Annotated in this window: 17 protein-coding genes and 2 pseudogenes; 7 read left to right on the top strand and 12 right to left on the bottom strand. The window is 71.9% G+C overall.

The features are described 5' to 3' along the window. Positions 1–466: 466 nt before the first annotated feature. From VAB18032_RS33610 to VAB18032_RS28525, 5 genes and pseudogenes are all read right to left on the bottom strand, one after another. Positions 467–2,146: pseudogene (locus VAB18032_RS33610) on the bottom strand (toxin glutamine deamidase domain-containing protein); the annotation flags it as partial. 32 nt (positions 2,147–2,178) lie between these two features. Continuing rightward, positions 2,179–2,481: a hypothetical protein gene (locus VAB18032_RS33395; protein WP_081476327.1), complete on the bottom strand. Its 303-nt coding sequence runs from the start codon at positions 2,479–2,481 to the stop codon at positions 2,179–2,181. A gap of 1,150 nt (positions 2,482–3,631) precedes the next feature. After that, positions 3,632–7,570 (bottom strand): annotated as a pseudogene (locus VAB18032_RS33400) (YwqJ-related putative deaminase); the annotation flags it as partial. A 45-nt stretch (positions 7,571–7,615) separates the two neighbouring features. Continuing rightward, complete coding sequence (locus tag VAB18032_RS28520; protein WP_013736412.1) at positions 7,616–7,954, bottom strand: hypothetical protein; 339 nt, start codon at positions 7,952–7,954, stop codon at positions 7,616–7,618. After that, complete coding sequence (locus VAB18032_RS28525) at positions 7,951–8,343, bottom strand: YbaB/EbfC family nucleoid-associated protein (protein ID WP_013736413.1); 393 nt, start codon at positions 8,341–8,343, stop codon at positions 7,951–7,953. The genes VAB18032_RS28520 and VAB18032_RS28525 overlap by 4 nt, the downstream gene beginning before the upstream one ends. Before the next feature lie 121 nt (positions 8,344–8,464). Between VAB18032_RS28525 and mycP (VAB18032_RS28530) the strand changes: the two genes are divergently transcribed. Then, positions 8,465–9,757 carry a type VII secretion-associated serine protease mycosin gene (mycP, locus tag VAB18032_RS28530; protein ID WP_081476328.1) on the top strand — a complete coding sequence of 431 codons (1,293 nt, stop codon included), beginning with the start codon at positions 8,465–8,467 and terminating at the stop codon, positions 9,755–9,757. Positions 9,758–9,838: 81 nt separating this feature from the next. Here mycP (VAB18032_RS28530) and VAB18032_RS28535 read toward each other — a convergent pair whose 3' ends face one another. The 3 genes from VAB18032_RS28535 to eccB all read right to left on the bottom strand — a co-directional run bounded on the left by VAB18032_RS28535 (position 9,839) and on the right by eccB (position 12,055). Beyond that, positions 9,839–10,126 carry a WXG100 family type VII secretion target gene (locus VAB18032_RS28535; RefSeq protein WP_013736415.1) on the bottom strand — a complete coding sequence of 96 codons (288 nt, stop codon included), beginning with the start codon at positions 10,124–10,126 and terminating at the stop codon, positions 9,839–9,841. 13 nt (positions 10,127–10,139) lie between these two features. Beyond that, positions 10,140–10,469, bottom strand: a complete 330-nt coding sequence (locus VAB18032_RS28540; RefSeq protein ID WP_013736416.1) for a WXG100 family type VII secretion target — start codon at positions 10,467–10,469, stop codon at positions 10,140–10,142. 158 nt (positions 10,470–10,627) lie between these two features. After that, positions 10,628–12,055 carry a type VII secretion protein EccB gene (gene eccB / locus VAB18032_RS28545; protein WP_013736417.1) on the bottom strand — a complete coding sequence of 476 codons (1,428 nt, stop codon included), beginning with the start codon at positions 12,053–12,055 and terminating at the stop codon, positions 10,628–10,630. Positions 12,056–12,195: 140 nt separating this feature from the next. Between eccB and VAB18032_RS28550 the strand changes: the two genes are divergently transcribed. After that, the gene (locus VAB18032_RS28550) at positions 12,196–12,942 is read left to right on the top strand and encodes an SUKH-3 domain-containing protein (RefSeq protein ID WP_013736418.1); all 747 of its coding nucleotides are present in this window, start codon (positions 12,196–12,198) and stop codon (positions 12,940–12,942) included. Between the two features lie 9 nt (positions 12,943–12,951). On the opposite strand, the gene eccD is transcribed toward VAB18032_RS28550, so the two are convergent. Then, complete coding sequence (eccD, locus tag VAB18032_RS28555; protein WP_013736419.1) at positions 12,952–14,340, bottom strand: type VII secretion integral membrane protein EccD; 1,389 nt, start codon at positions 14,338–14,340, stop codon at positions 12,952–12,954. A gap of 172 nt (positions 14,341–14,512) precedes the next feature. On the opposite strand from eccD, the gene VAB18032_RS28560 reads away from it, so the two are divergent. The 5 genes from VAB18032_RS28560 (at position 14,513) to VAB18032_RS28590 (ending at position 22,839) form a co-directional block, all read left to right on the top strand. Continuing rightward, a complete protein-coding gene (locus VAB18032_RS28560) occupies positions 14,513–18,475 on the top strand; it encodes a type VII secretion protein EccC (RefSeq protein ID WP_013736420.1) in 3,963 nt (1,320 codons plus the stop codon). A gap of 131 nt (positions 18,476–18,606) precedes the next feature. Then, entirely contained in the window at positions 18,607–19,224 is a 618-nt protein-coding gene (locus tag VAB18032_RS28565; protein WP_013736421.1) for a hypothetical protein, read from the top strand. 34 nt (positions 19,225–19,258) lie between these two features. Next, positions 19,259–20,989: a hypothetical protein gene (locus VAB18032_RS32205; protein ID WP_013736422.1), complete on the top strand. Its 1,731-nt coding sequence runs from the start codon at positions 19,259–19,261 to the stop codon at positions 20,987–20,989. A gap of 110 nt (positions 20,990–21,099) precedes the next feature. Then, positions 21,100–22,353 carry a type VII secretion-associated serine protease mycosin gene (gene mycP / locus VAB18032_RS28585; RefSeq protein WP_013736423.1) on the top strand — a complete coding sequence of 418 codons (1,254 nt, stop codon included), beginning with the start codon at positions 21,100–21,102 and terminating at the stop codon, positions 22,351–22,353. A 27-nt stretch (positions 22,354–22,380) separates the two neighbouring features. After that, on the top strand, positions 22,381–22,839 hold the full coding sequence (locus tag VAB18032_RS28590) for a hypothetical protein (protein ID WP_013736424.1): 459 nt from the start codon (positions 22,381–22,383) through the stop codon (positions 22,837–22,839). Positions 22,840–22,857: 18 nt separating this feature from the next. On the opposite strand, the gene VAB18032_RS28595 is transcribed toward VAB18032_RS28590, so the two are convergent. From VAB18032_RS28595 to VAB18032_RS28605, 3 genes are read right to left on the bottom strand one after another with little or no spacing between them, the layout of a single operon-like run. Next, positions 22,858–24,138: an SseB family protein gene (locus VAB18032_RS28595; RefSeq protein ID WP_013736425.1), complete on the bottom strand. Its 1,281-nt coding sequence runs from the start codon at positions 24,136–24,138 to the stop codon at positions 22,858–22,860. Further along, on the bottom strand, positions 24,135–24,620 hold the full coding sequence (locus VAB18032_RS28600) for an SUKH-3 domain-containing protein (protein ID WP_013736426.1): 486 nt from the start codon (positions 24,618–24,620) through the stop codon (positions 24,135–24,137). The genes VAB18032_RS28595 and VAB18032_RS28600 overlap by 4 nt, the downstream gene beginning before the upstream one ends. Then, a complete protein-coding gene (locus VAB18032_RS28605) occupies positions 24,617–25,000 on the bottom strand; it encodes a YwqJ-related putative deaminase (RefSeq protein WP_013736427.1) in 384 nt (127 codons plus the stop codon). Before VAB18032_RS28605 ends, VAB18032_RS28600 begins: the two co-directional genes overlap by 4 nt. Positions 25,001–25,052: the final 52 nt, after the last annotated feature.

The following is a 25,052-nucleotide window of genomic DNA, read 5'->3' on the forward strand; positions in this document are numbered from 1 at the left end:
CGGGCGGTCCGTTGTGGTCGGCGGCGTCGGTCCGGCCGTCCGCGGTGATGGAGTCGGCGTCGGTCAGGCCGTCCGGGTCGGTCAGGCCCTCGGTTCCGGTTGGGGCCAGACCTGCCGACCCTTGATCCGACCCTCGCGTCGCGCCTGGGTGTACTCCTCCATGATCCGCCTCGGGGGCAGGCTGGAGTGAGCCGTGATCACTCCCGTCCGGTCGATGATGTAGCTGCCCTGCCCCACTGCCATCCCCGCGGACCGTTCCTGTTCCGAGAGCCTCTCCCGGGCCAGCCAGCCGAACTCGAACTCCCGAAGCACTATCGGATTCCCGGTCCCCAGCAACTGGCTGATCAGCGTCAACGCCTCGTCCTCGGTCAACTCGCCCCTCTCCGTCAGGCACCATCATCGCCCAGAGGGCATGGGTGTCCCGCACCTCGCCGGCCGGCATGTCCACCGACGCCGTGCCCGTCTGGGGATCCCACCACACTGGCGCGTCGGCGTCGGCCGGGAAGACGATCACGAAGGCATGCGAGCCGTCGACCTCCGGTTGACCGTTGTCGTCGAGGACGACGTCGCCGGCGTCGTCGAGGAGCAACCAGTCGGCGACCACGAGCGCCGACGCCCCCGGCCCGGCGTCGGCCACCTGCTGGTAGAGGTCGGCGTACTGGGCGGCCACCGCCTCGGTACGGGCCGACAGGTCGGTGGGCAGACCGTCCGGGCCGCCGATCCACTGCCCACCGATCCACGCCTCCGCCCGCTCCAGGCCGCCGCGCTCGCCCGAGAGCCGGTCGATCGAGCCGTCGGGGAGGCGATCCGGCCACCGTGGACGCGACACCTGCGGGTCACCGTGGAAGCTGGCCAGCGCCGACAGCGAACTGTCCAGGCAGTTGTTGCCCCGGCCCGGCTGATCCGGCCCACCGTCGTTGACCAGCCCTCCGTACGGGTGGGTGGACGGGTCGGCAAAGACGGCGTACCCGTGTGGGGTGGCCAGGCTGGCGGCCAGGTCGTCGTGGAAGCGGGCGTCCTCCAGCGGCGCCAGTTCGCCCGGCCCGAACCGCCGGCTCTCCTCGAGCGACGGCGCGGTCGCGGTCAGTCGGTCGGTGTCACCGTCGGCCAGACCTGACGACCCGTCATCCGGCCCGCCCGGCGCGCCTGGGTGTACTCCATGATCAGCAGCGGCACCGGCAGACTCATCTGCGCTGTGATCACCCCGCTCCGGTCGATGATGTAGCTCCCGTGGCCCAGTTGCCGACCCTCCGCCCGTTCCTGCGGAGACAGTTGTTCCTTCGCCAGCCAACCGAACTCGAACGGATGCAGCTCGATCTCGTTCGGCGTACCCAGTAGGCGCTTGATCAGCGTCAGCGCCTCTTCCTCCGTCATCGGGAATCCCTTCCACCGCGGGCGTCATCGACCACAGCGCGTACGTCTGCGCCACGTACGCGGTCGGGGGTTGTGGCCAGGTCATCCCCCGCTGTGGATCCCACCAGACCGGCCCCTCGGCACCCTGCGGATATACCAGGACCAGGGCGTGTGAATCCTCGACCTGAACGTTGCCGTTGTCGAGGAGGAGGTCTCCGGTGCGGCGATCCCGCTTGACCCATTCGGCCACGACCAAGGCCGCTGAGCCGGGGCCGGCCTCGGCGATGTGCTGATGCAGTCGGGCGTACTGTGCGCTGACCGCCGCAGCGCGCTCAGCGGGCGTGGTGGGAAGTCCGGCCGGGCCGCCGGCCCAGGTGCCGCCGAGCCAGGACTCTGCCCGGTCGAGACCACTCGCCTCACCCGTGACGGTGTCGATCGAGCCGTCCGGTCGCACGTCCGACCAGCGGGGGAAGGACACCTGCGGGTCGCCGTAGAAGCTGGACAACGCCGAGAGTGAGCAGTCCAGGCAGTTGTTGCCGCGGCCGGGCCGATCCGGTCCGCCATCGTTGATCAGTCCACCGTACGGGTTGGTGGACGGGTCGGCGAAGAGAGCGTGGCCTTGCGGCGTTCGCAGGGCCTGCTCGACGTCCCAGTGGAAGCTCGGATCCTCCAGCGGCGCGAGCTCACCCGGCCCGATCCGTCTCGTCTGTGACAACCCGCGATCGGTACCGAGCGACACCGCCGGCCGACCTGCGTCGGTGGCGCCGGCGGTCGCGTCGCTCCCCGGAGGCACCGGCGGGGTCTCGGACGCGACAGGGGTGGTGCTCAGGTCGCCTGGCGGCAGATCTCCGTCAACTCGGTCTCCGTCGGCAGCGGCACCGTCGTGAAGTGCGCCGTCTGGCGTTCCGCCGTCGCCCGGTCGACCCGTTCGATCTCGTGGCGCTCCGGATTCGCCCACAGGATCGCCGCCGCCACGTCCGGGCGGAACGTCCACGCGCCCGTCGGACGATCCCAGATCACCGCCTGGGTCGGCCCCGAACTCTCCGCCTCCGCGATCAGGTTGACCGGCGGGCCCGTCGGGTCGTCCGGTCTCCGCAGGAGGAAGTAGCCGAACGTCAGCGCCGTCATGCGGGCCCCCCATCAGGTCAGGATCCAGACCGGGCAGGTCGGACGCCGTCAATCCTCGCGCGGCGAGCACGTCGGCGAACGTCTGGCCCTGCTGCCCGAGCCAGTCGAGGTACGACTGACGGATACTCTCCTGCCGGGCCGAGGACATCCACTTCGCGAAGCTTGTGTTCTTCGGGGTGTCGAACCGCGCGGAGTCCATCCCGCCCGGCATGCGTGCCGCGATGCCGTTGGCCTTGTTGATCGCGAGGATGTCGAGGAACGCGTGCACCCGGGCGCTGGGTGTCTGCGCCGGGTCACGCATCACCTCGTACGGCAGGTGGGTCTGTTTGCCGATGGCGTAGCTGGTCGCGGTCGGGAACTGCAACTCGAAGGTGCGCCCGGTCGGCGAGGTCAGCGTGCAGTTCAATCCGAAGAACCGGTTACCCGGGTGCCAGAAGTTCTTCAGATCGGTGACCCGGTAGCCCTGTGCCTCCAACGACGACAGGACCGCGTCCACCGCCGGCCCGTACGCCTCGGTCTCCGGCCCCTGCACCGAGAACCGCACCACGTCGTTGACGGTGTCCAGCGCGGAACCGAGGTCGTAGCCGAGCGGCTCCATCTCGGTGCGGAACTTGCGGGCCAGCGACTCGGCGCCCTTGACGCGATGCTGCTCGCCGAGCGTGCTCAGCGCGTCCGCCCCGGTCAGCCCGAGCCGGGCGTTCACCTCGGCGTTCACACCGTGCAGGTCGGCCAGGATCTGGTCGGCGTCGCGCTGCGCGTCGGCGAGCGCCTCGTGCAGGGTCGCCTGATCCGGTTCCGCGAGGCCGTCCAGATAAGGGCTCGCCGCCGGGTCGCCCTCGGGCGCGGGGTCGGCGTCGCTCAGCCCGTCGGATCCGGTACCGGCCAGACCTGTCGGGCTTCCTCCCTGCTCATCGACATGGCCGGGCTGCACCTCCATCGGCGAGCCCGGCATGTCGGGCCTGCTGGGGTCGGGGGTGGTGGCGGAAGTGTCGTCGGGTGCTGTCGAGTCCGGTGGGGCTGGTGGCCGGATGTCGGTGTCCGTCGCTGCGGGGCGGTGCGGGTCACCCTCGGCGTCGAGGACGATCGACCAGACGTTGCCGGGATCGCCGTGCACCGGGTCGGTGTCGGAGATCAGCTGGTTCTGGGCGTCGAGCCAGATGATGGTGCCGTCGTGGTTTACCGCGTTCCAGGTGTGTGCGCCGTTGCCGTCCGGACGGGTGGTGATGATCAGGGCCGCCGAGCCGGGGCCGGCCGCACGCAGCGCGTCGGCGACGGCGTCCAGGCCGGCGGTGCCGGTGCCCTGGTGGGCGAATTCCGTGCGTAGTGCCTGCTCCTGCCGTGCCGTGCTGCCCGCCTCCACCTCGGCCGAGGTGGCGGTCGGGGCGGCCACCTCCGGCCGACCGAACCAGGTGTCCAGGACGGAGAGCCCGACGTCGGCACAGTTGTTGTCGCGGCCGGGGACGGTCGGACCGCCGTCGTTGACCAGGCCCGCCCACGATCCGACGCGCGGATCCGGGTGCACAAGCGGTCGACCGGTCGTCGCATCGCGCGGCACGGCCGCGTCGAGCGCCTGCTGGTCGGCCTGTTCCGGGGGGACCAGACCGTTCGGGTCGCCGTACGGTCGGTTGTCGCTCAGCGGAGGACCGTTGCCCACCACACCGGGGACCGGCGGCTGGTAGGTCCGGGCGTCCCGCTCCGGGTCCACGATCGGCTCGATGGCGAACTGCGGCAGGAAGTGTGCGCACGAGCGGCAGGGCGGCCGGTGGTGCCCCAGGTTGTAGACGATGTCGTTCTGCTGAGCCGGTTTGACCTGGTGAGTGAGGATCTTGGCACCGTTGAAGGCGTCCAGCGCGTACTGCTCGAAGGAGCCCGGCTCACCGGCCTCGCGCCACTGCGTTTCGAGCCGGTAGAGCTGATCCGAGACCAGGGCCACCTCGGCACACTTGCCGTGCCCGCTGCCGGTCCCGTCCGGCAGTGCCGCCTTCGTGCGATCCAGTGCGGCCTGCGCGAGCGGGTGCACGGACGGCTGGGTCGGCGGCTTGGTGCCCTTGTCCACGGTCATGCTGGTGTGCGTGGTGATGCCACCGTCGGGCATCAGCAGGGCACCGGACGTGCCGGGCTGCTTGGCCCGGGAGATCGTGCCGTCCTTCACCGCCCGCCGGGCGGCCTCGGCGAGGGTCCGGGACGCCTCGATCAGAGCCTGCTCCGCGTCCGGGCCGGTGGGGTCGCCGTCCACAGCAGTGGGGGCCAACTGCCAACTGTGGGTGCCGTTGCCGGTCGGCCCCTCGGACCGCCGGAGGGTGTCCGGGTTCACCGGACCCCGGCCGGTGTCCGGCGCGGTCGGGCCACCAGCCTGGAGCGTCCCCGTGCTGCCCGGCACCGCGACGACGACCGGCCCGCCGGTGGCCAACTGGTCGGCCTGGTCCGCCCGGCGCGCCGCAGGATCCGTGGCACCGTCCGGGGAGGCGGGCGTAACCGTCGGGTCGGTGGTCGCGGCGGTGGTCGCCGAATCGGTGCCTGCCGTCTCGGCCGGTGCCGTCGGCCGCACCGCCGGACCGGTGTCGGGCTGGGCCACGGAAACACCGTCGGACTGCGGCGCCGAAGCAGCCTCAGGCGGCGCCACCGAAGCAACGTCGGGCTGCGCCACAGGAGCGGCGTTGGGCTGGGTCACCGGGGCGGCACTGGGTGGCGGGGTCAGCGAAACCGATCCCGCCGAGTTCGGGGCCGTGGTGTTGGCCGGTGCCCTCGGGGTCGGCTGCGTACCGTTGTTGCCGGTGGCGGGCGTGGTCGACGTGGGCGAGGTCGACGTTGTGGGCGTGGTCGACGCGCCGGCGGTCGGCGTGCCAGGTGCGGAGGTCGGGGTGGTGGGCGCGGGGGCCGTCGGGGTGGCGGCTGGGGTGGTCGCGGACGGCACGGCGGTGGTCTGCGCCGGGTTCAGCGTGGTGGCGGGGGTGACGTTGCCCGGAGTCGGTCCCGCCACCGGGCTCGCGGGTGGTGCACCCGGCACCACAGCGGGAGCGATCTCCGCGGCCAGGGGATCAACCCCGGAGACGGCCGGGCCACCGGGACCATCGACGCTCGCGCCGACACCGGAGCCCGGAACCGGACCAACACCGACGGTACGACCGGCACCAGCCGAGGCGTCGACCGGAACGCTCCGGGCACCGTCGCCCGAGGCATCGACCGGCACAGTTCGGGCATTCCCCGCCGAAGTGTCTACCGGAGCGCTCTGAACCCGATCGCCCGTGCCGTCGACAGTCGCGCTCTGACCTCGGTCACCCGTGGTGTCGACAGAATTCGGTGCCTGGTCGCCCGTGGTGTCAGCAGCGGAACCCGGTGCCCGATCGCCTGGGCTGTCGACAGGGGAACTCTGTGCCCGGTCGCCGGTGGTGTCGGTGGCAGTGTCCGGGGCCCCGGCGGCGGCCCGGTCGGTTGGCGGTCCGCTGTCGGCGCGCTCCGCCGGGCCGGCCTGCTCGGTCGAGTCGGAGGTGGCGCGGTCGGCGGGTGTGTCCGCGACCGGTGTCGCGGGGTCGCCCGGGGTGCTGTCCCGGTTGGTGTCCCCGGTGGGCTCGGCAGTCGCCGGGGTGCCGTCGGTGGGCACCCGGCCGCCGGTGGTGGCCGCGTCGTCGCGTCCAGCCGTGCCGGACTCGTCGCCGCGCGACGTGACATCGGTGGAGGTCGGGTCGTTGGCACCGCTGGCCAGGTCCACGCCGTCGGTCGTGCTGGCGGGACCGCTGGTCGAAGTGGCCCCGTCTACCGGTGCGACGACGGTCGGGTCGACCGACGGCGCGAGGCTGATGGAACCCGCCCCGCTCTGCGGTACGGTGCCGCCGCTGTCCTGGACCGTACCGGTGTCGGTATCGCTGCTGCCGCGGCCGGAAGTGCCGGAGGAGCCCCCATCCGTGCTGGTGTTGCCGAGGTTGCCGAGGTCCACCCCGCCGACGCCGGGGGACGGGTTGAGGCCCGCGCCCAGGCCGGCACCGGGGGTGGTCGTCCCATTCAGCCGGTCGAGACCAAGGTTGGTGACCTTGGCACCCAGGTTTCCGGTGGCACCACCGGCGAGGGTCGCGCCGGTGCGGCCGGCGCCGCTGGCGAACCCGCCGAGGAAGGCGTCCGCGCCGGGGAGCACGAGCTGCTGGTTGACGCTGGCGTTGGCGAGCACGCTCGCGGCCGGTGAGATGAGCGCGTTCTGGGCACCCGAGGCGATGCTGGTGCTGCCCCAGCGCACCAGTCCGCTGCCCGGGAAGGACAACCGGGACGGGCTGAACGAGACAGGCATCTTGGGCGCTACCCGCCGGCCGGCCCAGTTCATGCCGGAACCGAGCACGGCGCCGTACGCGCCACCCACGCCCGCGGTGAGCGTCCGGTTGCCGTCCCACTGCCGCCGCTCGCCGCTGCGCATCTGGTACGCCTGAGCGCCGACGTCGATGATCAGCTCTTCGCCGATCTCCTCCATCAGCTCCAGACCGAGCCGGTTGAGGCCCTGCCGGAAGCCCTGACTGGTGACGATCTGCCCGACCCGACCGCCGGCGGTCCGCAGCGCCGCCTGAAGTCCCGCCCGGGTGAGCAACTGCCGCCCCAGCTGAGCGATGAGCCGCCGGAAGGCGACCGTGACCGCCTGCCGACCGGCCGCCAGGATGCCCGGGATCGCACCGGCCGAGACACCGCCCAGCCAGGCCATCAGCAACGCGACGAAGACCGCGATGACGGTGATGATGACGGCGATCAGCACCGTCAGCTTGGCGTACTCGATCTCCAGGGCCGCCTGGTCGCAGCCGGACGCGTACGCGGCGGCGATCTCCTGGATCAGCGGCAGGCCGGTGTTCGGGTCGACGCCGACCTGGTTCCACAGCGCACCGAACGCCTCGCCGGCCCCGCCGCCCCAGCTCTGCAGGATCTTCATGACCGCCGGGTCGGCCTCGGTCAGTACCTCGCCGACCAGGTCGGCCAGGGACTGCCAGGCATCGGCCAGCTCGCGCATCCGGTCCTCGTCGCCGCTGGGCCACGCCTCACCGGCGCTGACCCAGCAGATGGCGTCCCAGACCCAGCCGTACTCGCCCAGCGAGTGCTTGGGATTGGGTACCGCCACCGGCGCGCGCCCCTCTATCCGATCTCGACCGTCAGCTGCCGGCGGTTACTTGCCTTCGCCCCCGAACAGCGTCTTGACCATGTCGTCGACGTCGACGGTGCCCTCCACGGCACCCTTCACCGTCGGGCCCATCTGCTCGACCACGGGCACCACGCCCGCGGCCAGGTCGAGCACCTTCTGCGCCGGCTGCTCGCCACCGAGGTAGTCCTTGTTGAACGCCTGGCCCGGCTCGTCGTCGCCCCAGGGGTGGCCACCGTTGAGCGTGTTGATCGTGCCGGCCAGGCCCTTCCAGCGGGCGGCCAGCCGGGCACCGGCGGCGCTGAGGGTGCTGGCCCCTTCCAGGGCGGCATCCGGCTTGACGAACGTTTCGCGGAGCTCGGTCATCGCTTGTCCTCCCCGGGCAGGTCACTGTCCAACTGACGGAAGATGCCGTCGAGGTCGTGGTCGATGTAGGCCTGGAACTGGCTGTCCGGCACGTACGGCCGCATGAGCCGCTCGACGTCGGCCATCGCTTTCGCAGTGGCGCGGTGAATGGTCTCGGTGACCGTGGCGGACAGCTCCTTGGAGTTCGGTCGGCGATAGATGCGCGAATCGAACTCGACCTTCGTCACCTGACCGCGCGGCCCGACGGTGACCGTGACCAGACCGTCCTCGGAGGTGACGGTCGCCTGCACGGCCTTGAGCTGCTGCTGGAGGTCACCGACCCCGGAACGCATCCGCTCGAACTGAGCCATCAGCTCGTCGGCGCGGGCACGCAGCGCCTGCACGTCCATGGCGGTGTCCCTCCCCCGTTCGCGCCCATGACGACTCGACCATACTGAATGCGCGCCCCGTCAGGGGATGGGCGAGGGGTCGTTAGGATTCACCGGCACCGGCGCACCGGAGGTGAGCAGCATGGCCCGCGGCCGTCCTATCACGACATTTGCCCTGGTGGGGGCGCTGCTGACCACGACGCTGACGCTTCCCGCGCCGGCGCACGCCGCCCCGGAGATCTGTCAGAATCCCAGCGATCCTGGCGAGGTCAACACCGAGACGCCCTGGCACCAGCGGTGGCTCGCGCCGCAGCGGGTGTGGCCGTTCAGCACCGGTGCCGGGGTACGGGTTGCGGTGATCGACTCCGGTACCGACAGCAGCCATCCGCAGTTGACGGGCCGGGTCGACAGCGGATTCGACGCACTGCGTAATGCACCCGGCGGTGACGTGGACTGCGTCTCGCACGGTACGGCGGTCGCCAGCATCATCGTCGCCGCCCGGCAGGAGGGGGTCGGCTTCCACGGCCTCGCGCCGGATGCCACGATCGTGCCGATCCGGGTCAGCGAACGCAACGCCAACGAGAGCACGGACACCGCCGGGGCCACCGTCGGCGGCGCGGTCTTCGCGCAGGCCATCATGCGCGCGGTCGAGGACGGCGCCGACGTGATCAACATGTCGGTGACGCTCTACCGCCCCGACCCGGACGTGCAGCGGGCCATCCGGTACGCGGTGGACAACGACGTCGTGCTGGTCGCCGCCGCCGGCAACCGGCATCAGGACGGTGCCCGACCCGACCCGGTGCCCTACCCCGCGAGCTACGACGGGGTCATCGGGGTGGGCGCCGTCGACCAGAACGGCGCCCGGATCCGGCAGTCCCAGATCGGACCATACGTGGACATCGTCGCGCCGGGTGGGGCGGTGGTCGCCGCGACCAGGCTGACCGGGCACGCCGCCTACGACGGCACCAGCTTCGCCACCCCGATGGTCAGCGCGACGGCTGCCCTGATCCGCGCCGCCGAGCCGAACCTGTCGGCGAAGGAGGTGACGCGGCGGATCCTGGCGACCGCCGACCCGGCCCGGGGCGACGCGGCACGCGGCTACGGCAGCGGAGTGGTCAACCCGTACCGGGCGGTCACCGAACGGTTGACAAGCGCGAAGCCGGTGGCACAGCCGCCCCTGCCCGAGGTGCCCCTGGACGCAGCGGCACAGGCCCGCGAGCAACGTTGGGCGCTGTTCGGCCGGCTGGCCCTCTGGATCGGTCTGGGTCTGGCCACTGTCGCGGTCGGCGTAGCGGTGCTGGCGGCGCTGCTGCCGCGCGGGCGGCGTACCCGGTGGCGGCCCACCCGGCCCGCCGCGTCACCGGACGACCGGCCGGAGATCGACGAGCCGGAGGAGGTCTTCTTCCGGGTGCCTACCTCGACCTCACGGGAATGACCGCGCCAGCGGCACGATCGGCGGCGCGGACGACGATGGCCCGGCGATCGGCCGGGCCATCGGGTGCAGCGGTCGGGTGACTCAGCCGCCGAACTTGGCGCGGTTGGCCGCCTCGCGGGCCTGCATCTTGCCCGCCGACTCGCGCAACGCCCGCTCGATCCTGCCCAGCAGGTCACGCAGGTCGTTGGCGGCCGACTCCCACTCGCGCTGACGCTGGAAGTACGCCTCGCGGGCGTCGCCGTCCCAGGTGGCCAGCAGCGGGGCGATGCCCGACTTGAGGCCCTCCAGCTCGCTCGTCATGTTGCGGACCGAACTGCCGCAGCTGTCAGCCGCCGCGTTCAGACCGGCGAAGTTGTACCGGATTTCCATCGTGATCCCCCCGTCAGAGCTTCAGAGCCGCAGTGATCTGGCCGGCGGTCGCACCGGCGCTGTCCATGTCGGCCCGGATCTCCTCGTCGCTGACGTCGTAGTCCTTACCGGCGGAGCCGACAGCCTCGGCGATCGCGCGCAGCGCGACGTTGAGCCGGGCCATGTCCTGGTCGAACCGCTCACGAACCTGCTGGAACGAACCCGCACCAGCACCCTTCCACTGGTCGTAGAGCGGTGCGAGCTGGTCCATCAGCCCGTTGAGGTTGCTGGTGAGCCGATCGGCGACGGCATCGACGTCACCCTCGGTCTTCAGCATCAAGCCGGTGTCGGTACGCATCGACATGGCGGAAGTCACCCCCGTCCTCGTTGGATCGCCCCGCGACACCGGGGGCGGTCTGTCAATCAGCGCTTACGCACCATCGTCACTGAAACGGTATCGGGTTGCGTCGAGCCCGCGCTAGACCGCGGGCCAGGGGTGCCGCTCCTATGTGGCTGGTTTCGTCACTCCGGGTCGATGGCCTGTTTCGCGGTGGTCGGATCGAGCGCCGGCCCGGCAGGCAGGCGAACCACCAGGCTGGCGGGCAGGCGGATCGGCCGCAACCCCGAGTAACCGAGCATCGCCGGCACCCCCTCGGAGGCCAGCGGATAGCGGTAGCCCAGATCGGTGACCAGGTTCAGGGTGCCGCCGTCCTGGTCGGGCGACGAGAGCGCGGCGACCAGCACACCGTAGCCGGGCTCGATGACCACCCGGTCGGCAAGCGGTATGCCGCTGCCGGTCTGCTCCCGGGTGCGCACCGGTTCGCGTACCGGCTCGACCTGGGCGTCGAGCAGCACCGTCGGCTCGTCCTGATCCGGCTGGTAGGCCGCGCAGACGGCCGGGTCGCTCCCGCTCAACCGGGCGATGTCGGGTCGCTGCTCCGGTGCGCGGTGCCGCCCCTGCTGCGGTGCCGACGCCTTCGGTGCGGCGGCGGCCGTACCGGCGGCGAGGTCGATCGGAGCCGGCTTCGTCCCGTCCGGGTACGCGGCCTGCGTCTCGCCGTCGGCCAGCAGGACGTCCGCCTCGACGGGGGTGATCGGGACCAGCCGCTCCCGTTCGACGATGTAGTACTGGCGGCTGCCGTTCTGGCTCTTGACCACGTAGACCTGACCGACTCGGGCGTCCGGCAGCGCCGTCGAGGCAGCGCCACGGTCGGTGACCCGTCGCGGGGTGATCGGCTCACCGGCGGGCAACGCGTTCAGCCACGCCCCACCGACCTCCACCACCGGCTCGGCGGTCATCACGAGACCTTCCAGCACGACCTTCTCGTTGCGGATCTCGTAGCGGTGGTCGCGCCACACCAGATGCAGGCGCTTGGTCTTACGGTCGCGGACCAGCAGCGCGGCGTCGCCCGGTTCCCGGCCACCGACGGGCGCCCGACCGACGGTGAGCACGGTGGTGGCGACGACTCCGCCGGCCGCGTCCCGGGCGGGCTGGGTGCACAGGGTCCACGGGCCGTCCAGGATGCGGCCCGGTGCCGGCAGCGCGTCCGGCGCATCCGGGATGCCGATGCGGGGACCGCGGGGCGTGCCGACCAGCGAATTCCGGGACACCGAAACCGTCGGTGCGGCCGACTCCATGGCCAACAGGGCGGAGGCGTAGTTCACCACCGGATGCAGCCGGCCCTCCCGATACAGGTACCGGGTGCCGGTCTCCTTCTCCAGGATGACCCCGGCACCGTCCTTCCACTTTGTCGCCCCGCCCGGGCGCAGCAGCCCGTACACGCCCACCGCCGCCAGGCAGAGCACCGCCACCATGACGCTGGCGAAGCCGGCACCGCCCAACCGGCGAAACGGCGCCGCCTCCGGGTCCGGCTCCCGCGCCACCAGGGCAGAGGTCATCCGCTGCACGAAGAACTGGTACGACTGGACCTGATCCCGCCGCGACGGCATGGCACCCTCCCCCTGGCGTACGCCGTGCGGTCACGACCGCCGGACCGCGGTGCCTACCATAGGCACGATGTCGAGCCAGCCGGTCTCCGCACTCGACGCCGACCGTTGACGTCGACCACGGCAGCCCGAGGAGCGCAACGATGATCAGTCGCGACGAGGCCCTGGAGATCGCCCGCCAGTGGGCCGGTGCCGGTCGCCCCGGGCCCGCTCCCGAGGTCTTCCTGCACGAATTCGACCTGGGCTATGTCGCCTGGCGAGCCGAACCGACGCCTGCCGCCACCGACGGGCCGCCGGCTCCGCCGCCCGCCACCGGCTACCCCCGGGCGGTCATCGACCGGGAGACCGGCGAGGTGTCCCAGTGGCCGTCCCTGCCCGAGCAGACGATCGCCGAACGGTACGCGAGTCGCCGCGCCGCCGAAGGGCGGTTCCCGCCGGACGTACGCCATGTGCTGGAGTCCGCCGGCTGGTTTCCCGGCCGTGACGTCACCTCGGCGGTCGACCACTGGATGGTCCGGTTCGCCGACGACCTGGCCGGCCTGGACTGCCCGCCGGCCGCGCGGGCGGCGCTTGTCGAGTTCGGTGGCCTGACGCTGCCGCAGTTCGGCAGGACCGGCCGAGCCGGTGCCGGCTTCACCAGCTACCTCCATCCCACCCGGGGCGGGGTGGTGACCGAGGGGGCGCGGGGCTTCGCCGAGGAGTACGGCATTCCGGTCTATCCGATCGGCAACAACGAGGACGGCCCGTCCGAGCTGGTGATGGACGCCCAGGGACGGGTCTTCCTGCTGCACTGGGCCGACGAGTTCCTCGTCGGCCCAGATCTCGACTCGGCAGTCGTCAACCTGATCCGGGGCGGCGAGATGACCGAGGCGAGCGACCTCGACTGGTGACCCTGCCGGTCAACCGTTGATCGCTCGCATGAACGCGTACAGGCCCAGCACGCTGCAGGCCACCGGCACCACCGCGAGCTGGAGCAGGATGTCGAGCACGTCGCCGAGCCGGGCCAGCCGGGGCGAGGGGGCACGCCGACTGTAGGCGAGCCCGGCAGCGGCCGAGATGCCGGCCGCGACCAGCGCCACCGGCAGTACGGCCAGCACCCGGGTGGCGGTGGACGCGTCGGCGGCACCCACCAGCGGCAGCAGGCCGAGGCCCACCAGACCGACGGCCAGCAGCGGAACCCGGTGCCGGACGGTCGTCACCAGCCGCGCCCGCAGCAGGTAGCCCAGCGAGATCACGGCGGCGAGCAGCAGCGCGGCGACCGTGCCGGTCGCGGTGAGCACCACCAGGCAGCCGATGGTGACCAGGAACGCGCCGAAGATCATGCCGGTGAGCACCTCGTCGGCTCGGGCGGTGGCCTGGTAGATCACCTCTCGCTTCGGTTGCGGCTCGTCGCGCAGCAGGTCGTCGGCGGTACGCGGCAACGCCGGCATCGGCATCTTGCCCAGTCGCACGGACAGCAGCGGCATGGCCGGCAGCAGCAGGGCGACCGCGCTGACCACCACGGCGCTGCCCTGAGCGGCATCCATCGAGCCGAGGGCGAGCAGCCCGCCCACCATGCCCCAGAACCCGACGAAGACCGCCGCCACGAAGACCCGGGTCGCGTCCCCCACGCCGAGCAGGCCGAGCAGCCCGGACAGCAGCAGCACCGCCGAACCGAGCAGGATGTGCGGTGCGCCCAACGCCCACACCGACTCGCCGGTGCCGATCACCAGCACCCCACCGACGAAGGCGTAGGGCAGGCCGGCGGCGGCGAGCACTGCACCGGCCAGGGAGTCGGCCATCGCCCGGGACAGCACGATCCCGCCGATCAGCAGCAGCGTGGCGGCTCCGAGGGCCACCGTACCGCCGAGCCAACCGGGCTGCTCGGAGGTGACGATCACGGCCAGCCCGAGCAGCAGCAGCACGCCGGCCACGATCAGGCCGGTCAACCGGGTGGCGAACGGGGTCCAGGCCACGCCACGGCGGCGGGCACCGTCGGCCACGGCCTCCATCAGGTCGTCGTACGCCAACTCGGGCCACTCGGTGCGGCGCGGCACCAGGTGCAGCGTCTCGCCGTCGCGGACGTTCTGGGCGGCCAGCGTACGCGTCAGATCGACGGCGCTGCCGTCGCTGCGGCGCAGCGCCCAGCCACCGTGGGCGGTGCCGTCCGAGGGTTCCTCGTCGGCTTGACGCAGCACCGCCGGCAGCAGCCCGACGAGCGGCAGATGCTCGGGCAGAGCTAGATCCAGTCGCCGCTTGGGGGCGGCGACGGCGATACGCGCGAGTCCGGTTCCGGCCTGGGTGACCACTGACGACCCCTCGATACGAGGAGCGGGCCGATGCGGCCCGCGGCTGTCCTGACGGGAGAAGGCTACCTACCATGTGCCGGTGACGCGGGGTGCCGGTTCGCGGCGGTGGCCGAGCGTGCGGGGGTGCCGGGCGTGACCACCACGCCCAGGAGAGGCAACGGAGGTCTGTCACGTGAGCACGGTCGTCGTCAAACGACCCGCCCGACAGCCGGAACCGGAGTATCCCTCCGGCGAGGTGCTCCTGGAAGCGCCACCGGAGGTGCCTGCACCCAGTGGTAAGGCGTGGGGGCAGATGATGATGCTGCTGCCGATGCTCGCCGGCTCCTTCGCGATGGCCCTGATGTTCGCCGGTCGCGGCGGGTCGACCCTCGGCTACGTCACAGGTGGCCTGTTCGGACTCTCCGCCATCGGCATGCTCGGCGCGCAGCTGACGAACAACTCCGGCGGCCCGAGCAAGCAGGAGATGCTGCAGAAGCGCCGGGAGTACATGGCGCACCTGTCGCGGCAACGCCGACGCGTCCTCAAGACGGTCCGCCGGCAGCGTGAGGCCGCTTTCTACCGGCACCCGGATCCGGACACGCTCTGGTCCCTGCCGCTGGGGCCCCGGCTGTGGGAACGGCGACGCGGCGATGTGGACTTCGCCACCGTCCGGATCGGACTCGGGCCGCAGGAACTGGCCACTCCGCTGGTGCCGCCACCGGCCACGTCGCTGGAGAAGCTGGAGCCGATGTGCGCGCTGGCGCTGCGCCGGTTCCTCACCACGTACGGCGAGGTGCCGGACCTGCCGGTGACCATGGCGTTGAACGGGTTCGCCCGAGTGCACCTGCGCGGCGACATCGACGCCGCCCGGGGCCTGGTGCGGGCCCTGCTCGCCCAGGCGACGGCCTTCCACGCCCCGGACGACATGCTCGTCGCGGTCTGCGTCTCAGCCGAGCGCCGGGCCGACTGGGAGTGGACGAAGTGGTTGCCGCACGCGCTGCACCCGTCGCGTACGGACGCGCTCGGTCAACTGCGGCTGGTGTCGTCCTCGGTGACCGGCCTGGAGGCGATGCTCGACGACGTGCTGGCCAGCCGGCCCCGGTTCAACGCCAGCGGCGGATCGTCCCAGGTCGGCGGGCCGCACGTACTTGTGATCATCGACGGTGGCGACACCGCTGGTTCCGATCACCTGATGACCGACGGCGGCGTCGAGGGCGTGACCCTGCTCGACCTGTCCAGCCCGGCACCCCGGATGTTCGACCGGGCGCGCCTGGTGCTCGACGTGGCGGCGGACCGTCAGCTGCACGGTGTCACCGTCGACGGTTCGGCGGAGATCGGTCGGGCCGACGACTGCCAGGTCGCGGAGATCGAGGCGTTGGCCATGCAGTTGGCCCCGCTGCGGCTGTCGGCTGCCTCCCGTGGCGGTGGCGACACCCCGCTGACCAGTGAGCTGGGCCTGGCCGATCTGCTCGACATCGGCGACCCGTACGAGTTCGACGTCGATCGAGCCTGGCAGCCGCGACCCAACCGGGACCGGCTGCGGGTGCCGATCGGGGTGGGTACCGACGGTGGGCCGGTGGAGCTGGACCTGAAGGAGTCGGCGCAGGACGGCATGGGCCCGCACGGGCTGCTCATCGGCGCCACCGGCTCCGGCAAGTCCGAGCTGCTGCGCACCCTGGTGCTGGCGTTGGCCGCGACGCACTCGTCGGAGAACCTCAACTTCGTCCTTGTCGACTTCAAGGGTGGTGCCACCTTCACCCGGCTGGACGGGTTGCCACACACCAGCGCGGTGATCACCAACCTGGCCGACGAACTGCCGCTGGTGGACCGGATGACCGACGCCATCAACGGCGAGCTGGTACGCCGGCAGGAGTTGCTGCGGTCGGCGGGCAACTACGCCTCCCAGCGCGACTACGAGAAGGCGCGGGCGGCGGGCGCTCCGCTGTCACCGCTGCCGAGCCTGCTGATCATCTGCGACGAGTTCTCCGAGCTGCTCACCGCGAAGCCCGACTTCATCGACATGTTCGTGCAGATCGGTCGGGTGGGTCGGTCGCTGGGTGTGCACCTGCTGCTGGCCTCGCAGCGGCTGGAGGAGGGGCGGCTGCGCGGGCTGGACACCCACCTGTCGTACCGGATCGGTCTGCGGACCTTCTCGGCGATGGAGTCGCGGGTGGTGCTCGGCGCGACCGACGCGTACGAGCTGCCCCGCTCTCCCGGGCACGGGTACCTGCGCTTCGGCACCGAGCCGCTGGTCCGGTTCAAGGCCGCGTACGTCTCCGGCGCCTACCGCAGCAAGACCGCCGCGGCGGTGGCGGCCGGTGACGGCGAGGACCGGGTACGCGAGTACACCACCAGCTACGTCGCCCCGCCGGTGACCCGTACGCCGAAGGAGGAGCAGCCGCCCGAGCCGGCCGACGGGGTCGGTGAGAGCGTGCTGGACATCCTGGTCGGGCGGCTCGCCGGCCGGGGCAAACCGGCCCACCAGGTGTGGCTTCCGCCGCTGGCCGAGCCGCCGACGCTTGATCAGTTGCTGCCGCCGCTGACCGCCGACCCGACTCGTGGGGTGACCGTGGCGCACGCCGGTCTGCTCGGCGAGTTGCAGGTGGCCGTCGGCATCGTCGACAAGCCCTTCGAGCAGCGCCGGGACGTGCTCTGGTTCGACCTGGCCGGTGCGGCCGGCCACGCGGTGATCGTCGGCGGGCCGCAGAGCGGCCGGAGCACCCTGCTGCGCACCATGGTCACCTCGCTGGCGCTGACCCACACCCCCCGGGAAGCCCAGGTGTACTGCCTCGACCTGGGCAGCAGCGCGCTGTCGTCGTTGCGGGACCTGCCCCATGTCGGTTCGGTGGCGACCCGACTGGACGCGGGCCTGGTCCGGCGTACGGTCGCCGAGATGCAACTGCTGATGGGCGAGCGGGAGCGGCGTTTCGCCGAGCGGGGTGTCGACTCGATGGCCGAGTACCGGCGGGCCCGTCGGCACGGGCAGCACGGCGACGACCCGTTCGGCGACGTCTTCCTGATCATCGACGGCTGGGCGACGTTGCGCGCGGAGTTCGAGGACCTGGAACCGACGATCAACGACATCGCCAACCGGGGACTGTCCTTCGGCATCCACCTGATCGTCACCGCCGGCCGCTGGATGGACCTCCGCCCGGCCGTACGGGACGTCTTCGGCACCCGCCTGGAGCTGCGGCTGGCCGATGCCAGTGACTCCAACCTGGACCGTCGGGCGGCGCTTAACGTGCCGGAGAAGGCACCGGGGCGCGGCATCACGCCGGACGGGCAGCAGTTCCTCGCGGCGCTGCCGCGTATCGACGGCGCGCAGGAGACGGAGTCGCTGCCCGAGGGAGCCCGCAAGCTGGTCACCGACCTGGCTGCCGCCTGGCAGGGCCCGGGTGCCCCACCGATCCGGCTGCTCCCGCCGAACGTCCCGTACGGCAGCCTGCCGAACACCGGGCAGGCCGGGATCCCGATCGGCATCGCCGAGGTCGACCTCGCGCCGGTGCACCTGGACTTCACCGCCGATCCGCACTTCATCCTCTTCGGCGACGGCGAGTCGGGTAAGAGCACCTTCCTGCGGGCGCTGGCGCAGACAATCGTCGACGGCCACGAGTTGACCGAGGCGCGGCTGGTCATCGTCGACTACCGGCGCAGCCTGCTGGGCGACATCGAGACACCGCACGTCATCGGGTACGGCTCGACGGCGCAGATCACCGAGAGCATCGTGACCGAGGTCGCCGCGGTGATGCGGGACCGGCTGCCGCCGGCGGACATCAACGCCGAGCGGCTGCGGGCCCGGGACTGGTGGAAGGGCCCCGACCTGTACGTGCTTGTCGACGACTACGACCTGGTCGCCGGTGCGGGCAGCAACCCGCTGACGCCCCTGCTGGAGTTCCTGCCCCAGGCCCGGGACATCGGTCTGCACCTGATCATCGCCCGCCGCACCGGCGGCGCGAGTCGGGCGCTCTACGAGCCGGTGCTGATGCGGTTGCGGGAGATCAGCACTCCCGGCATCGTGATGTCCGGCAACCGCGACGAGGGCGTACTGCTCGGCACGGTGCGGCCCGGACCGCTGCCGCCGGGTCGGGGCTGGCTGGTGTCCCGACGGGGTGGCACCCGACTGGTGCAGTTGGTAAATCTTCCGCCTCGTGCATAGCCGGCGTACGGGGTTGCCGGACCGGACTACCGTCGGCCAGAGTGGACCTACGGTACGCGGTCGGGTCGCTCCGGTAACCGGAGTTCGGGTCGGCCGCGCCAGCACCGTGTGAGCGGGACGGGGGAGGGACCATGGGCGGCGAGTGGCTCGTCAACGAGAACATCGACGTCGACGTCAACCAGTTGCAGGACTTCGCCAGGGCCATTCAGAAGGAGCTGGACACCAACTTCCAGCCCAGCTTCGAGAACGGTCTGCGTCCGATGCTCACCGTGCAGGCTCCCTTCGGCGGCGGCGGGATGAAAGAGGCCGCGTTCTTCCGGGGCCGGCACGACGAGAGCCGGATGGCCGTGTCACACCTGATGGGCGATGTGATCAAGGGTCTGACCGCGCTCAGCGCGGCGGCCACCTCCATCTCCGGCGAATACCTGCTGGGCGACGCACTGGCCGAGGCCACGAACGACGACGTGTACAACGCCTTCAACGCGGTGGACGGCCAGAACACCCTCAGCGGCAAGTGGCAGCAGGAGGGCGACCCGATGGAGGAGATCCCCGAGCAGGCGAGGGATCCGGAGGTCGTCGGGCCCTACCACGGGATGGATTCCTGCCCCACCGAGGACACCCGTGAGCAGGCACCCGAGTGGGCCGCGGCGGAGACCGTGGGTAACGGTCCGGGCGCGTACCAGATCGAGGCCGAGGATCAGCGCATGCACGGCGAGGAATTCCGACTGGACCAGTCCAACCTGCGATGACGGCTGCCAGGAACGGGGGACCTGAGGAGCGGGGATGACCGACGACTACTACGGCTACAGGCCGATCAGCTACCCGGCGTACGGGGGCATGCGGGACGACTACGCGGCCGACCGCGCGGCCCAGGCGACGCCGTACCAGCCCACCGACTGGGACGGCGTCAACATCGAGCAGATGTGGGAGTACGTCCGCAAGGAGAGTAACGAGCGCACCGTGGCGCTCGCCGAGATGTGGCGGCGGGCGGCGAGCCTGCTGGAGTCCACCAGGGACAACCTCAAGCGGCACGCCGACGCGCTCGGCGCCAAGTGGAACTCTCCCGCCTCCCGGGTCTTCATGTCGAAGGTGGGTGCCACTCTGCACTCGCTGGACGAGTGGAAGAACGTGGCCAGCAGCAACGCCACCGGTCTGGACCAGTTGGCGAGCAAGATCTCGACCGCGCAGCGGGAGATGACCCAGCTCTGGCTGGAGTACAAGGCCGAGCAGCAGCACCAGCAGGACGTTTACGAGAAGGACAAGGCCAAGATCACCTTCAGCGACATCTTCGGCGACAAGCACAAGTCGTACGAGGAGGTCCAGAAGGAGTTCCACCAGCGCGCCAAGAACATCACCAAGCCGCTCGCGGACATGTACATCGACGTGTACATCTCGAACATCTCGCGGGGCGGCAAGTTCAAGGGCCCGACCGAGGCGGCCCTCTTCGACGGCAAGACCGTGCCCGGTGGTCCGGGGCGAACCGGCGGCCCGACCCGCCCGGGTGCCGTCCCGCCGGGTGCGCGGGGCCCGCGGCCGGACCGGCCGGAGATGCCGAACCGGCTGGAGCAACCGAACCAGCCGGAGGTGGGCGCTCGACCGCCCCAGCCCAGTGCGCCGACGCTGCCCGACGGCGTCGACCTCGCCGGCGGCACCGCAACCGTGGCCCCGCCGGGACCCGCGCCCACCCCGCCGCCGGTCACCACCGCGCCGAACGCGCCCGGAACACCCGGCCCGCCGCTACCGCCGGTGGTCCCGCCGGGACAGCGGCCGGGCGGCGGCGGTCCGGGCACGCCGAACCCGGGTGGCCGACCGAACGCACCCCGGGCCACCCTGCCGGGCTCGGGTGGCGCTCCCGGCCCGGGCGGCGGTCGTGGCCCCGCACCGAACCGTCCGACGCTGCCCGGTGCGGGCGGCGGCTCCGGCGCGCCGGGCAGTGGCCGGCGTGGGCCCGCACCGAACCGTCCGACGTTGCCGGGCAACACGGGTGCCCCCGGGCGTCCCGGTGCCGGTGCGCTTCGCCCGAAGCCGTCGGCCGGCCCGCCACCGTCCAGCCCGCGTCTACCGGGCTCCACGGCGCCGTCCGGCCAGCGGGGCGCAGCCTCGGGCCGGCCCGCCGCGCCGCCGCCGAGCCTCGGTGGTCAACGCGGTGCAACCCCCGGCACCCCACCCAAGGCGGGCGGCCCGCTCGGCAGCCGCCCCGCCACTCCGCCGGGTGGCCGGGCCAGCGGTCCGGGAGCAAAGGGCAGTGCCGGTCGGCCCGATCTGAGCGGTCGTACCGGTGCCGCACGGCCGGCACCGGCCACCGGGCCGGGTCCGTCGCTCAGCGGCCGGCGCGGCGCTCCGGCCGCACCGGGCGCGCGCAAGGGCACCCAGCACGACCTGGAGCAGGAGACCTGGGAGTACGGCGACGGCGACGACGAGTTGTGGGTCACCGAGTCCTCCGCCGTCGGGGTCGTCGAGGCACCGGCGGAGCACCGGCCTCGGGAGCAGGGCAGGACGCTCGGCCAGAGTTGAACACGGACGGGCCAGTCACCGCAGCTTCGGTGACTGGCCCGTACCATGCGGTGAACGCCCGTTTTCGGCCGTCCCGTGACGAAGGAACCACAAAGGAAGGTAGGACGGGCATGCGTGTCCTCACCCGACCGACTGCCGTCCTGGCGCTCAGCACCGTGAGTGCCCTGGCGGTGCTGACCCTGCCTGCGGCACCGGCCCTGGCGGATTCCACCCGGGACGACTCGTGGCACGTCAAGGCCCTGGAGTTGCCCGAGCTACACAAGATCACCCAGGGCGAGGGTGTCGTGGTGGCGGTGGTGGACACCGGGGTGGACGCCAAACACCAGGACCTGAAGGGCAACGTGCTGCCCGGCGCGGATCTCTACGACGACGACACCAAGGGCGGTGTCGACCGGGTGGGCCACGGCACCGGGATGGCGTCGCTGATCGCCGGGCACGGGCATGGGCCGGGCGGCGGCAACGGGGTGCTCGGGGTCGCACCGAAGGCCAAGATCCTGCCGGTGACGATCAAGAGTGAGCGGAGCCCGCTGATCGCACCCACGGCGCTCGCCGCTGGGATCAACTGGGCGATCGACAACGGCGCGGACATCATCAACGTGTCGCTGGGCAGCAGCTTCAACGAGGAACTGGACCGCGCGGTCGCCCGGGCGTACCAGCGCAACGTGGTGGTGGTCGCCGCCGTGGGCAACCGCGAGGACATGATCATCAGCAACCCGGCCCGGCACCCGGCCACGATCGCCGTCAACGGCACCGACCGCAAGGGCGTCATCAGCAAGGAGGCCGCCCTGCCGGCCGAGGAGGTGAGCATCGCCGCGCCGGGCGAGGACATCGTCCAGGCCGCACCCGGCGACAAGTACGTCACCTCGCTCGGCAGCAGCAGCAGCGCCGCGCTCGTCTCGGGTGCCATGGCCCTGATCAAGGCCAAGTACCCGGACCTGAACGCGTACGAGCTGTTCGAGCGGCTGCTGGAGACCGCGCGCGACGCGGGTGACCCCGGCCGGGACCTGGACTACGGGTGGGGCGTGCTCGACCTGCGCACGGCGCTGACCGGTGAGCCCGACGGCCGGGCCAGCCCTCGTGCCAGCGGCCCACCGTCGGCCCAACTCGAACCGTGGCAGGTGAACCCTCGCGAACGCGAGGACGGCATCCTGGTCTTCGTGTGGGCCGCCATCCTCGTCGTGCTGGTCGGCGGGGGCATCGCCACCGTCTGGATGCTGCGCAACCGGTCGCAACGTCGGCAGGCCGAACTCGTCGACGACGACGAGCCCGTGCCGGTGGGGACCGCTTTCGGCGATGGACCGCCGAACGACCCTGGTCAGCCTGCGGAGGTTACGGACGACGTCTGGCGGCGCCCGCCCGGCTGAGCCGTCGGACCTCAGGAGGTCACACCCATGTCGACCACCCCGTCCGGAGCGTTTCCGCCGCCCGGTCGACGGCCGATCGTCGTGACGCTGGCCGTCGTCCTGATGGTGCCGTCGATCGTGACCTGGTTGATCGCCGGCATCGCCTTCTTCCGGGCGATGTTGGCCGCCGAGGGCACCGGGCCGGGTCGCGTCCTGGTGGTGGGCATCGGCGCGGGGGTGCTCGCGATCGCGCTGCTGATGGTGCTGCTCGCCGCGCTCGGGATACTCATGGCGTGGACCGGTGACAGCGCCCAGGGGCTGGCGGTGCCGGCAGGCTTCACCTTCGGTCTGTTCGTCGTCGTCATCGTCGTACTGCTGGTGCAGGGCAAACTGACCTTCGAGCCGACGATGGTCACCCCACTTGTCGTGGGCGGGCTGGCCGGCGTGGCACTGGCCCTGGTCAAGAGCCCGCCGGCACGCGCCTGGTTCGCCAGCCGGCGGCGCTGACCCCGGCGTCCAGGCCGGTCAGGCGGGTGACCAGCGGCGGGTGGTGGCGTCGAAGCGGGCCAGGAACTCGTCCCGGCCGTCCTGGTGCAGGCAGCGCAGTTCGGTGCCGTTCGGGACGATCAACGACTCCATTCGCGGCTGACCCTGACCCCACTCCGGCGGTGTGCTCTCGTCGGGCGGCCAGCGCAGCACGGCCACCCACTCGTCCGACTCCTCGAAGGGCGAGCCCGGGCCGAGCAGTCCCAGCCGCCGGTAGAGCCGGACCGGGGTGTCCCGCCCGGGGCCGTACCAGGCGTGCACCAGGCCAGCCGCGCGGTCGTATCCGTCGTCGAGATAGGACGCGAGGTAGCGATGCGGGATGACCAGTTGCAGTCGCAGCGGGACGTCCGGATCGGGGCCCTCGTCGACGTCGACCGTCGACTCCGCCGCTGGTCGGGGCACAGGTACGCCCACCGTCGAGGGGTCGGCGTACGCGGCGCTCACCCGCCGACTCCGCTCCTGCTCGGCGGCGTCGTCGAGGACGTGGCGCAGCTCGCCGAGCCAGTCACGCAGGGTCAGCACCGCCTCGCCGGGCAACGCCGCGGCCAGCGGTGTCTCCGGGTTGAGCGACAACTGCCAGGAGGCGTCCGGCCAGTGTTCGGTGAGCTGGAGACTGCTGATCGCCACCAGGTCGTGATCGCCGAGCGCCTGCCGCAGCCGGGCCTCGGAGGTGAAGACCGGCAGGCTCGGCCGGCCCTGCTCGTCCGGCAGACACCACCAGGGGAAATCGGGATCGTCGAGGTCACGGGTCGCCGGCCCGTCGGGCCGCAGGGGGAGTAGGAGTTCGGTCCGCAGCAGCGCGGACATCAGGGCGTCCGGATCCTGTTGGCGGACCGCCTCCCGTAACGGCCGTTCCGCCTCGACCATGGCGGCGGCGAGGCTGGTGAGTTCGTCGGCGGTCAGCCGTACGGCGATGGGCAGGCCGGCGTTCACGGCCAGCACCCAGCGCTCGTCGGGCCAGTCAACGGCGAGATCGGTCAGCACCGACACCCGGTAGGTCACGTCCTGGCCGGGCAGCCCGGCGGCGATCGCCGCCGGGGACGTGTAGGCCATCACGTGGGTGACGCCCTCGTGGTGACCCGTCGGCCAGGGCACCGGCGCTGCGGCGGTCGCCGCCGGCACCGGCAGCAGCAACGGCCCGGTGGCGAGCGCGGCGAGGAATGCCGCGCCGTCCTCCTGCTCGGCGGCGGCCAGCAGCTCGCGTTCGGCGGCTGTGGTCGGTTGCCAGCCGGTGGCGGTGGTCGGCTGCGGATCGGTCACCAGGTGCCGTCCTCGCGTACCCGGGACGGTTGGCGGCCGAGCAGCAGCGTCCCGAGCGCCTCCTCGACACTCGCCCCGAGAAACCAGTCACCCGTGTGATCCAGTACGAACACCCGGCCCTGCTCGTCGACGGCGAGGATGCCGGTGCCGTCACCCTCCTCACCGAGCGGACTCAGCGGTGCCCCGGTCACCGAGGCCAACTCCGCCAGCGTGGCCACGCAATGGCGGACCCGGAACGGGTCGAGGTGGACGTCGCTCGGGGCGACCTGCTCACCCGCACCCTGCGGGTGGAGCCGCAACCCACCGAACTCGGCGTACGCCTGCATCGCGGCGGGCGTCATGACGTGCTGGCGGCCGTCCAGCGCGGCGTCGGCGGCGATGCGCAGCGCCCACTCGCGGGCCCGCTCCTCGTCGCGCCATCCGGGTGACCAGCCGGCGGCGGCGAGGATCTCGGCCACCTCGGACGGAAAGCGCTCGGTCATGTCAACGCCTCCATACCGAACCAGTCCAGCAGGGCCGCGCACGATCGGCAGGGCGGCTGGACCTCGCCGTGCCGCGGGTCGCCCTCCTCCCGTACGCGGGTCAGTCGCACCTTCGCCCCCCACAGCAGCGCGCGGGCCCGGGCGGTGTCGACCGGCGGCCCGTCCGCGTCGGCGGCGTACAGCCGGTCGGATATCAGCACCGGCTCGGCGCACCAGCCGGTGAACCGCTCCCGTTGCCCGACCGGCAGCCCGTGCAGGAACCGCCGGACGATCGGATGCAACTCCGGTGCCGTCTGACCGCGTACGGAGGTGTGCGTGTGGATGGTCCCGTCGACCAGCAGTGCACCCGCCACCAGCGGCAGCGTCCGCAGCTCGGTCATCCGTCCCCCCGCAGTCGAGAGTGTCCCGGCGCCAGAAGTCGACCGGTCCGCC

This window comes from Micromonospora maris AB-18-032 (assembly GCF_000204155.1).
Classification (GTDB): domain Bacteria; phylum Actinomycetota; class Actinomycetes; order Mycobacteriales; family Micromonosporaceae; genus Micromonospora; species Micromonospora gifhornensis.